We start from the raw sequence: 9339 nt of genomic DNA, 5'->3' as shown, positions 1-9339 counted from the left end.
GCGGCGGACCGGGCCGGCCGGGCCGCTCCCGGGCCGCGCTCTCACAGGAGCCCGTGCTCGCTCAGGTAGTCGAGCTGGGCCCGCACCGACAGTTCGGCCCACGGCCACAGCCCGCGGTCGACGTCCGCGTACACGTGCGCCACGACCGCCTCGGGCGTGCGCAGCCCCATCTCCACCGCCGTCTCCACCTGCGCCAGCCGCTTCGCGCGGTGCACCAGGTAGTAGTCGATGGCGCCCTGGGCGTCCGTGAGGACGGGACCGTGCCCCGGCAGGACCGTGTGGACGCCGTCGTCCACGGTCAGCGAGCGCAGCCTGCGCAGCGAGTCCAGGTAGTCCCCGAGCCGCCCGTCCGGGTGAGCCACGACGGTGGTGCCGCGGCCCAGCACCGTGTCCCCGGTGAGCACCGCGCCGTCCGCGACGATGTGGAACGACAGCGAGTCCGAGGTGTGGCCCGGCGTCGGCACCACGCGCACCTCCAGGCCGCCCGTGGTGATCACGTCGCCCTGGCCGAGCCCCTCCGCGCCCAGCCGCAGCCCGGGGTCGAGGGCGCGCACCGGGGAGCCGGTCAGCTCCGCGAAGCGGACGGCGCCCTCGGCGTGGTCCGGGTGGCCATGGGTGAGGAGCGTCAGTGCCACGCGGCGTCCGGCCGCGGTCACGGTGTCCAGGACCCGGCGCAGATGTCCCTCGTCCTGGGGACCCGGGTCCACGACCACCGCGAGGCCGGAGCCGGGCTCGGCGAGGATCCAGGTGTTGGTGCCGTCCAGGGTCATCTGGGACGGGTTGGGCGCCAGCACGCACGTGGCCCGTTCGGTGACCGGGCCGTCGGGTGCGCCCGGCATCGGGCGTCCGGGGGCCGCCGGGGACGTCGCCCCTGCCTCGGCGATCTCAGTGGCCTCGGTGGCCTCGGTGGCCTGGTCCGGTTCCCGGCCGGCGGCCGGAGGTGACTCGCTCATGACTCCCGCTCCCCCTCCACAGAATGCGGGCGTGCCCCGCCCCGGCGTCCGTCCGGGCGCCGGTCCCCGGGTCGTTCCTGGTCCGGGTCGGCCGCGGCGACACGCTGTTCGAATTCCTCATACCCCGGCCAGCTCACCACCACCTCGTTTCCCACGAGTGTGACCCGCGCCATCACCGGCAGCGCGGCCGTCGCCTCCCGGCCCGGCACGGTCGCCGCCGTCAGGGCCTCGGCCGCGGTGTCGTACGGCGCGAGCTCGCGCAGCGTGGCGATGGTCGGCGGCAGCATCAGCAGCTCGCCACGCTCGTATCCGGCGATCGCCTCGCGCGGGGTCACCCAGGCCGCGCGGTCGGCCTCGGTCGAGGCGTTCCGGCCGCGCTGGCCCGGCGGCAGGGCGGCGGCGAAGAACCACGTGTCGTACCGCCGTTCCTCGAACTCCGGGGTGACCCACCGCGCCCACGGCCCGAGCAGGTCGGTGCGCACGGTCAGGCCCCGCCGGGCCAGGAACGCGGTGAACGACAGCTCGCGCGCCACCAGCGCCGCCCGGTCCGCCTCCCAGTCCTCGCCGGTGACGTCGGCGACGATCTCGCCCGGCGAGGGACCGGCCAGCAGCACTCCCGCCTCCTCGAACGTCTCCCGGACCGCCGCCCACACCGCCGCGCCCCCCTCGCCGACCGCCGCCGCGTCGCGCGGGTCGACGGCCCCGCCCGGATACGCGCAGGCGCCGCCCGCGAACGCCATCGAGGCGCGGCGCCGCAGCAGGTACACCTCCAGGCCGCGGTCGCCGTCCCGGAGCAGCATCACGGTCGCGGCCGGGCGCGGCTCCACAGGGGTCAGCTCACCCCGCACGAAGGCGCGGACGCGGTCCGGCCAGTCGGCCGGGAACCACCGGCCGGCGTTCGATCCCATGGCCGGGATGCTACGCGGCGCCGGATGCCCGCCCGCGGCGGGCGGGCAGGCCGACCGGGGCGCCCCCGGCCGGGGCCGGGGGCCGCCCAGGATGCGTCGCCCTCGCCCTCGCCCGTGCCGGTGGTCGTGGCCCTGGTCGTGGTGTCGTCGTCGGGAACGGCCGGCACGTCGCTGAAGCGCGCCACCATCGGCAGGTCGGGCGCGTCCGCCGCCGCCGTCAACGCCCGCAGCCCCTCAGCGAGTTCACGCCTGGTCCCGGCAGGCAGCCGACCGGCCGGCACCGCGATCTCGCGCCGCCGGTGCTCGAAGAAGCGGGCCACGAGATCGGACCCCGCGGGCGTCAGCCGCAGCAGCACCTCCTGCCCGCCGCCCGGCTCGACCCGCCCGTCGATCAGCCCCGCCGACCGCGACTGCGCGACCGTCCGCAGGGCGGTGGCGCGGCTCACCCCCAGGTCCCTGGCCAGCACGGCGAGCGGCGCCGGCCCGCTCGCCTCGAGCACGACCAGTCCGCGCAACCGCGGCAGCGTCAACGTCAGCGTTTCGTCGACCGCGATCAGCGCCGCCCGGGCGGACATCGCCACCACCAGCCGGGAGACCGCCATGAGCGAGCTGATCGGTTCCTGCGGGAACCCGTCCCGCGAGGCCTCGTCCGCAACCCGCTCGTCACCCACCGCATCACCGTTGCGGACGGCCGAAGGCCACCGCCACAGTCCGGGAGCGCCGCCCCCGAAGGAGGAATATGCCCCTTATGTCCGGGTACTCGGCGCCGGTCCCACCTGACAGCGTCGGTGACGCTGCGCAACAGACGACTCCGGCGCGTGCGCCGCGGGAACGCTCCGGAAGGGAACGGGAGTCCCCATGCCCATTGACCTCAACATCACCGAGCGAGCCGTCCTCACCGACTCCGTCATGGCGGCGGCACCCACCCCGCAGGAGGCGCCCGGCCGCACCATCCACCGCTACGGCCGGATGCACGTCGTCGCGGACCTGGCGCAGCCGTTGGCACCGGCGCCGCCCGCCCCGCCGCAGCCCCTGGCGCCCTCCGGTGGACTCGACGAGGTCGAACGGCTGGGGCTTGAGGCACTCCGGCTGCGCGAGTCCGACGACTACCGCGCCGCCAAGTCGGCGCGCCCGCGCGATGGCGAGCGCTGGGACATGCCCGGCTGCGCCAGCGTCGCGCCCACCCCCACCGCGTCCACCCACCCGGGCGCCGCCGCGCCCGCCGGGCCGACGAGCGCGTACCTGGAGGGCAGCGTCGCGGTCGGCATCGTCATCGTGCAAGGACCGGGCGACGCGCTGCGGTTCACCGACGAGGAACGGACGAAGGTCGTCGCGGAGGTGCAGAACGGCCTGGGCTGGCTCGCCACCGTCAACCCGTCGGCCGGCGTCAGCTTCTCCTACGACATCCAGAACGTCACGCTGACCACGCCGCCCGACCCCAACGCGCCGGATCTGGAAGCGCACTGGCGCGACCCCGCGATGGCGGCCCTCGGCTACAGCGGCGACTGGAACGGTGTCCTCTCCTACATCGAGGCCATCCGCAACCGCCTGGGCACACGGTGGACGTACTGCGCCTTCTTCACCAAGTACCCGGTCCCCCACTTCGCCTACGCGAGCATCGGCGGCCCCCGGGTCGTCATGGACTACCACAACGACGGCTGGGGCCCGGACAACATCGACCGCGTCTTCGCGCACGAGACCGGGCACATCTTCGGCTGCCCCGACGAGTACGCCGCCAGCGGCTGCGACTGCGGCGGCCGGTGGGGACGGTTCGGCGCGGCCAACGGCAACTGCGCCAACTGCGCCGCCCGCGGCGGCGCCACCTGCCTGATGCAGCAGAACGACTTCGCCCACTGCGAGTTCACGGCGAGCCACCTCGGCTGGTCGGTGCTGACCCCGCTGTTCGCCCGGCACAGCGGCAAGGTGCTCGACGTCTCCGGCCTCTCGACGGACAATGGCGCCCCCGTCATCCAGTGGGACTGGTGGGGCGGCGACAACCAGCGCTGGTTCCTCGAAGCCATCGGCGACGGCTACGTCCGGGCGGTCGCGCGGCACAGCGGCAAGGTGCTCGACGTCTCCGGCCTCTCGACCGACGACGGTGCCCCGTTGGTCCAGTGGGACTGGTGGGGCGGCGACAACCAGCGCTTCCGCCCGGAACCCGTCGGCACCGGCTTCTTCCGGCTGGTCGCGAAGCACAGCGGCAAGGTGGTCGACGTCTCCGACCTGTCCAAGGACAACGGCGCCCAGCTGATCCAGTGGGACTGGTGGGGCGGCGACAACCAGCTCTGGCGCCTCTGATCCGGGGGGTGTCGCGACATGCAGGCCATGGACGGTGAGTACCGCGAGGCCCTCGTGCTCGTGGGCGACCACGACTTCGAGATCGTGATCGAGGAGCTCCACGCCCTCGCCACGGTGACCCAGGTCCTCCCCCCGAGACTTGCCCTGGTCCTCCTCCCCGCGGCCCCGCCGGACATCCCCGGCACGGCCTGGTACGTGGAGGACGTCCCGACCGACGTCTACCGGGATCTCACCCCGGAAGAACGCCTCTTCGTCGACGGCTGGCGCGCCCGCCGCCACCCCAAACCACGCCCCGACGACCACCTCCCCTGGGACGCCCCGGACCACGAACCCCCGGACGGCCCGACGCGCTGAATCCGGCCGGGAGCAGGTGAGGGCCGACCGCTTCCGTCACGTACTGTCGGCCCCATGGCCATAGGAGACATAACCAGGCCCGACATCCTGCGGGCCGTCCGGGAGTTCGACGACCTGGGCCGCACCGGTTTCCTCCGCACGTACGGCTTCGGACAGTCGGTCCGCTATCTGCTGTCCCACGAGGGCCAGTTGTACGACTCCCCGGCGATCGTCGGTGCCGCGCACGGTTTCCTGCCGGGGCAAGCGCCGCTCTCGCCCAGGGACTTCACCGGCGGCAGGGACCACGCCGTCGCGCTGCTCCGCAGGCTCGGCTTCACCGTCGTGGATCTCGGCGGTGCGGACCCCGCGACGCGGCTGCTGGACCGGATCGACAGCCTCAGGGTGAACCGGGCTTCCGGCAAGCCGCTTCTCCACCAGCCGATCACCCTGCTCTGGAGCGCCGGCCGGGCCCGGCGGGGCGAGGAGCGTCTGCTGCCCTGGGCCGAGACGGAGCAGGCCGTCCAGTCGCTGCTGGAACGCCACGGCGTGCGCGGGGAGCGGCCCCGCGCCGAATACCCCATCGCGGCCTTGGTCCGCGCGGACCTGTGGACCCTGCCCGAACACACCGGCCAAGTCCCCGCCGCACACGGCGACTCGGCGCTGCGGCGCTGGTTCCGGGAGAACCGGCCGGTCGGCGGACTGACCCAGCAGGCATACGACCTCCTGCGCCACTCGGGCGAGACGCGCGTCGCGGTCATCGACGCGCTCCTGGCCCGTTACTTCGAAGACCTCGACCACGTGCCGCTGCTGACCGAACTCGGCCTCTATGACGACGACGTCGCCGACGACTCCCCCGAATCGCCGCACACCACCGCCGCCTTGGAGGACCTCACCCCCGAGGAGTACGCCCGGCTGTGCCGGATCGTCGAACGCGCGGAGGAACGCAACCGCGGCATGCGGACGCCTCGCCTCTCCCACGACCCGATGCGCTCCGGCCCGGCCCGCCGGGCGGTCCTCAGGCGCAGCAAGGGCCGGTGCGAGAACCCCGGGTGCACCGGACAGCCGGACGACGTGACCGACCGCGGCGCTCCGCTGCTCGAGGTGGACCACGTCGAAGACCTCGCCCGCGGTGGCGCCGACCACCCCCGGCAGATGGTGGCCCTCTGCCCGAACTGCCACGCGATGAAGACCCGCGGCAGCCGCCGAACAACCCTGCGCGCCACCCTCCTCACCATCGCCGCAGAACGCCACACCCAGGCCCTGTCCGGACCCTGACGGCCCGTGGCCGCCAGCCGTCACCTCCCCGCGGGCGGCTGCGGCCAGGGCCCGCCTGTGGCTGCGGCGTCGAGGAGGTCGCCCAGGCGCAGCCAGGCGGTCGCCCCACCGTTGGTCGCCAGACTCGCCGCGAACCGCTCCCACGCGTCGATGTCGTCGCCCAGCGCCTCCAGCACCGCGCGGTCACCGCCGGGTGGGACGACCCGTGGTGCGACCCGTGAACCCGCAGCGCGGCCCACGCGGGCAGGGCACGCACCAGGTCGTCTCCACAGTCGGGCAGCGCCAGGACCATCCGCGCCCACGTCTCTCGGTGGGTAGGGCCGCCACCGAGGCGCCGACGCAGATCCACGGTGATGTCCAGGAGCGCGCCCCGCGGGTCCGAATGCGAGGCCAGGACATCGCGGAAGGAGGGGGCCGGGCGGTGACCACAGGCTGGAAACGACAGCAGGCCTTCTCGACCACCTCGTTATCCCCCGCGTGCTTCCGCAAGTACTCCTCCAGCACCTCGCCAGGCACCCGGGCCAGTTCGTTGACCTCACCTCTCCGGGGGACCCAGTTCGGCGGAGCGCGCGGCCCGGGCCGGAGGAACCGGCTCGGCGATGAGCCGCTCGATGGCGGTCAGGCTTTCCTGCGTCCGCCGGGAGTTCGCCAGTGGTGGCCCCAGCCGCATGCTCCACCGGGCCTCCCCTACCAGGGCACGCACCCGCTCGCGCACCGTGGAGGTCACCTCGTCGAGATGAACCAGCATCGCGTGCGCCCAGCGCACGTCCCGGTGCGACCCGGAGAAACGCCCGGCCTCGGTCAGCAAGGTCAGGGCCTCCAGAGCGCCGACCGCGAACATGCGCCCCAGGGAGGCGAGTTGCTCCGGCGACGAAAGCCAGTCGTGTTTCTGGCCGTACGGGGTCGCCGCTTCGCCCGGGAAGAGGAGATGGCGCCAGCGGCCCTCAGCCGCTTCTCTGATCCACGAAATCGCCGCGTCACGGCCCTGTTCATGGCCGAGCCTCTCCTCGTCGAGATACAGCTCCACGAGCTCACGCTCCTCGGCCGTGAGGGAGTCGAGGTCCGCGCCGTAGCGCTCACGGACGGTCTCTTCGGCGGACCCGTCAGCACGTTCCCGGCACAGCCGGGTGATCAGGACGTGAAGCCGGAACGACTCCAGGTCCTTTTGCGCGACTTCACGAAGAAGCTCGGGCTCCACAGCCCAGGGGAGCGAGCCGAGCAGGTGCCGCCGGATGACGGGCTCGGCATGCGTACCCTTCGCCCAGTCCAGCAGCCGCCGGTGATGCTCGGGATGGGCCGCCGCGACCTGCTCCCACATCGTGTCCCAGGCATCGAACGCGGCGCGCCATTTCGCGTGCCACACCGACACGGGCTCCTCCTCCGACCCGTCCCGCGCAGGGAGCACAGGGAGGTGGTCCAGCGCCGCGGTGAACACCACCGGATGCACCTCACGCTGTTGCAGGACGACGCGCGCAGCAGACGGCTGGTCCGATCGCCCCGCGGTCATCGGCCGCCGGTGGGGACCACGGCTCGCCAGCTCGGCGACAACCGCCCGGGCCAGCCGCTCGGGCACGTCCTTCCCGCCCAGCATCCCGAGCCGCGCCGTCGAGCATCGCCGCAGCGACCGCGCCTGGAACGCATCGGTGGCCGACGGATGAGACAAGGCCCGAGCGGCCAGCCGCACAGCCCACCGGTCGGAATACGGCTCGGGCTGCCGTTCGAGGTCGTTGTCGATCGCCACCGCCAACAGCCACTCCGGGGCTTCCTCACGGTAGGCGCCGGTCAGCAAAGCTTCCACGAGCTCGCCCCGTTCATACCCGATCGGCAAGGCCCGAGCCCGTTCCGCCGCCAACCGCACGGGCGCTGAGCCCGGCTCGGCCTCAGCCGCGAGAGCGCGGAGGAACGAGGCCGGCAAGAGCGATTGCGCTTGGGCGTTGTCCATAAGTCTCCTGTCCGGACTGACGCTCCGACGCTGCCACCGGGGAACTGGGTCGGCGCCCGCCGGGGCTGCGTCGGCCGTCGTCCATCAGCCGTCGAGGCTCTTGCGGCGTATCCGGAGCGAGTAGTCGGTCCCGTCCGGCCCGCTGCTGCTGCCCCATCCGACGCTGGTCGCGATGTCCCAACCCCGCTGTTCCCTCATCTGCGCAGCAAAGACACGCAGATCGTGGATGGCACATCCACAGCCGAGCGAGAGTCGGACGTCAACATACTGGCTCCGCGCGCCTCCTCCGCCGTCGGCCGCGACCCACTGGACATCGTGCACATGCTCGGCCAGTCCCGTTCGCTCCTGGTCGTGCTCGATCCCCACCGCGCGGGCGTACTCGTCGAGGTCGTCGATGAGGAAGAGATGACTCGACCACTCACCGGGCCACACCGCGAACAACCGGGACTCACCGGTCAGCGCCCTGCGGTAGGTACCGTCATCCGTACCGTGGGTCACCGTGCCGTCGTTCCACACTTCGATGTAGCACGTAGTCGACGCCTTGTAAGGGAAGGACCTGCCTGCTTCCTTGGCACTTCTCGGTCGCATGGGAACCTCCTCGCCGGGTGGGCTGCATCGCACCGCGTTCTGTCCATGGCCGCGCCACAGATGGGCTGCGGGCAGCGCGGCTGCGCCGAGCCGCCCAAAGACGCTCTCAGAGCCGGCTATCAGTCGCCCCCGGTGGCTCATCAGAAGATTATCCGGAGACAGCAGGAGCCCGACCCGGTATCTGGGCCCGGCTCCCGATCTCCTGTTCGTGAGTCGAGGTGGCGGGATGTGACCCGGGACCTGCGCGCGAGTTCGGCTGGCCGCAGGCGCGCGCAGTCGCGAGCGGAAGGCGGAACCCAGGCTGCTCCTCCGGACATCAGCGACCACGCCCGCTGGCTCATCCGCACCGCATGGACCCTCGGCGCCTCCGCGACGCCCGCATGCCGAGTTGCGACACGCACAAGTGTGGGAGAGACGCACGACCCGGATGAAACCACGCTCGTCCTCGCCCACTGGGCCTGCGCCGGAACCGGGCTCAGCGCGGTGGAGGAATGACTCGCGTCCTCGCTCGTCCCCCGGCCCCTGGTACGGAAGAAGAACCAACGGCATGAACGCGGCGCCCCCCATCACCTCCAAGTGGCACACCACCACCGAGGTCGCCGCCAAGCTCGGCATCGACGGCAGATGGATCAGGCCGCGGCGCGAGCATCGGCCCGGGAGGTGTCGACGGACTCCGATCTTGGGTTCACCACGCGGTACGGCACCCCGATCGCCCCGAGGACCTTCAACGGGGAGTTCGTGCGACGCTGCGAGCGAGCCGGGGTCCGCGTCATCCGCGTCCACGACACCCAGATCCTCCGGCATCCAAGGAGACGCGGCGGGCGCTGCGCAAGCTGGGGAAGGCGCTCGGCGGCAAGGGGAAGGGGCAGCAGGCGAAGCAGTAGTGGTGGCTGTACTTGGCTGCCGTACGGAACGGCGGAAGCCACCCACCCATATCGGTAGGAGGCCTCTGACCAGTGTCGGGGTGGCGGGATTTGAACCCACGACCTCTTCGTCCCGAATGAGGTTCGGTTGGCGAGCCTGTCAGCCTTGATGGCGTTTC

9 protein-coding genes are annotated in these 9339 nt (G+C 72.6%); 3 read left to right on the top strand and 6 right to left on the bottom strand.

The window, feature by feature from the left end; translation table 11 throughout:
* Window positions 1–41: 41 nt before the first annotated feature.
* The 3 genes from ACSNOC_RS08620 to ACSNOC_RS08610 all read right to left on the bottom strand — a co-directional run bounded on the left by ACSNOC_RS08620 (window position 42) and on the right by ACSNOC_RS08610 (window position 2532).
* On the bottom strand, window positions 42–839 hold the full coding sequence (locus ACSNOC_RS08620; RefSeq protein ID WP_436746693.1) for an MBL fold metallo-hydrolase: 798 nt from the start codon (window positions 837–839) through the stop codon (window positions 42–44).
* Between the two features lie 110 nt (window positions 840–949).
* Window positions 950–1861 carry an NUDIX hydrolase gene (locus tag ACSNOC_RS08615; RefSeq protein WP_436746689.1) on the bottom strand — a complete coding sequence of 304 codons (912 nt, stop codon included), beginning with the start codon at window positions 1859–1861 and terminating at the stop codon, window positions 950–952.
* Window positions 1786–2532, bottom strand: coding sequence for a MarR family winged helix-turn-helix transcriptional regulator (locus tag ACSNOC_RS08610; protein WP_436746688.1), 747 nt, complete (start codon window positions 2530–2532; stop codon window positions 1786–1788). Before ACSNOC_RS08610 ends, ACSNOC_RS08615 begins: the two co-directional genes overlap by 76 nt.
* A 187-nt stretch (window positions 2533–2719) precedes the next feature.
* Here ACSNOC_RS08610 and ACSNOC_RS08605 point away from each other — a divergent pair, with 187 nt between their 5' ends.
* The 3 genes from ACSNOC_RS08605 to ACSNOC_RS08595 are packed head-to-tail and all read left to right on the top strand — an operon-like array spanning window position 2720 to window position 5767.
* Window positions 2720–4159 (top strand): RICIN domain-containing protein, encoded by a 1440-nt coding sequence (locus tag ACSNOC_RS08605; RefSeq protein ID WP_436746687.1) that lies wholly within the window; start codon window positions 2720–2722, stop codon window positions 4157–4159.
* An 18-nt stretch (window positions 4160–4177) separates the two neighbouring features.
* Window positions 4178–4513, top strand: coding sequence for a hypothetical protein (locus tag ACSNOC_RS08600; protein WP_436746686.1), 336 nt, complete (start codon window positions 4178–4180; stop codon window positions 4511–4513).
* Window positions 4514–4567: 54 nt separating this feature from the next.
* Window positions 4568–5767, top strand: coding sequence for an HNH endonuclease signature motif containing protein (locus ACSNOC_RS08595; protein ID WP_436746685.1), 1200 nt, complete (start codon window positions 4568–4570; stop codon window positions 5765–5767).
* 20 nt (window positions 5768–5787) lie between these two features.
* Here ACSNOC_RS08595 and ACSNOC_RS08590 read toward each other — a convergent pair whose 3' ends face one another.
* The 3 genes from ACSNOC_RS08590 to ACSNOC_RS08580 all read right to left on the bottom strand — a co-directional run bounded on the left by ACSNOC_RS08590 (window position 5788) and on the right by ACSNOC_RS08580 (window position 8297).
* On the bottom strand, window positions 5788–6006 hold the full coding sequence (locus ACSNOC_RS08590) for a hypothetical protein (protein ID WP_436746684.1): 219 nt from the start codon (window positions 6004–6006) through the stop codon (window positions 5788–5790).
* A gap of 296 nt (window positions 6007–6302) precedes the next feature.
* Window positions 6303–7709 (bottom strand): hypothetical protein, encoded by a 1407-nt coding sequence (locus ACSNOC_RS08585; RefSeq protein WP_436746683.1) that lies wholly within the window; start codon window positions 7707–7709, stop codon window positions 6303–6305.
* 84 nt (window positions 7710–7793) lie between these two features.
* A complete protein-coding gene (locus ACSNOC_RS08580) occupies window positions 7794–8297 on the bottom strand; it encodes a hypothetical protein (protein ID WP_436746682.1) in 504 nt (167 codons plus the stop codon).
* Between the last annotated feature and the right edge of the window lie 1042 nt (window positions 8298–9339).

This window comes from Streptomyces sp. URMC 129, from assembly GCF_051386415.1.
GTDB lineage: Bacteria > Actinomycetota > Actinomycetes > Streptomycetales > Streptomycetaceae > Streptomyces.
Note: the sequence above shows the minus strand (reverse complement) of the source record. Positions and strands in the feature narration are given on the sequence as shown.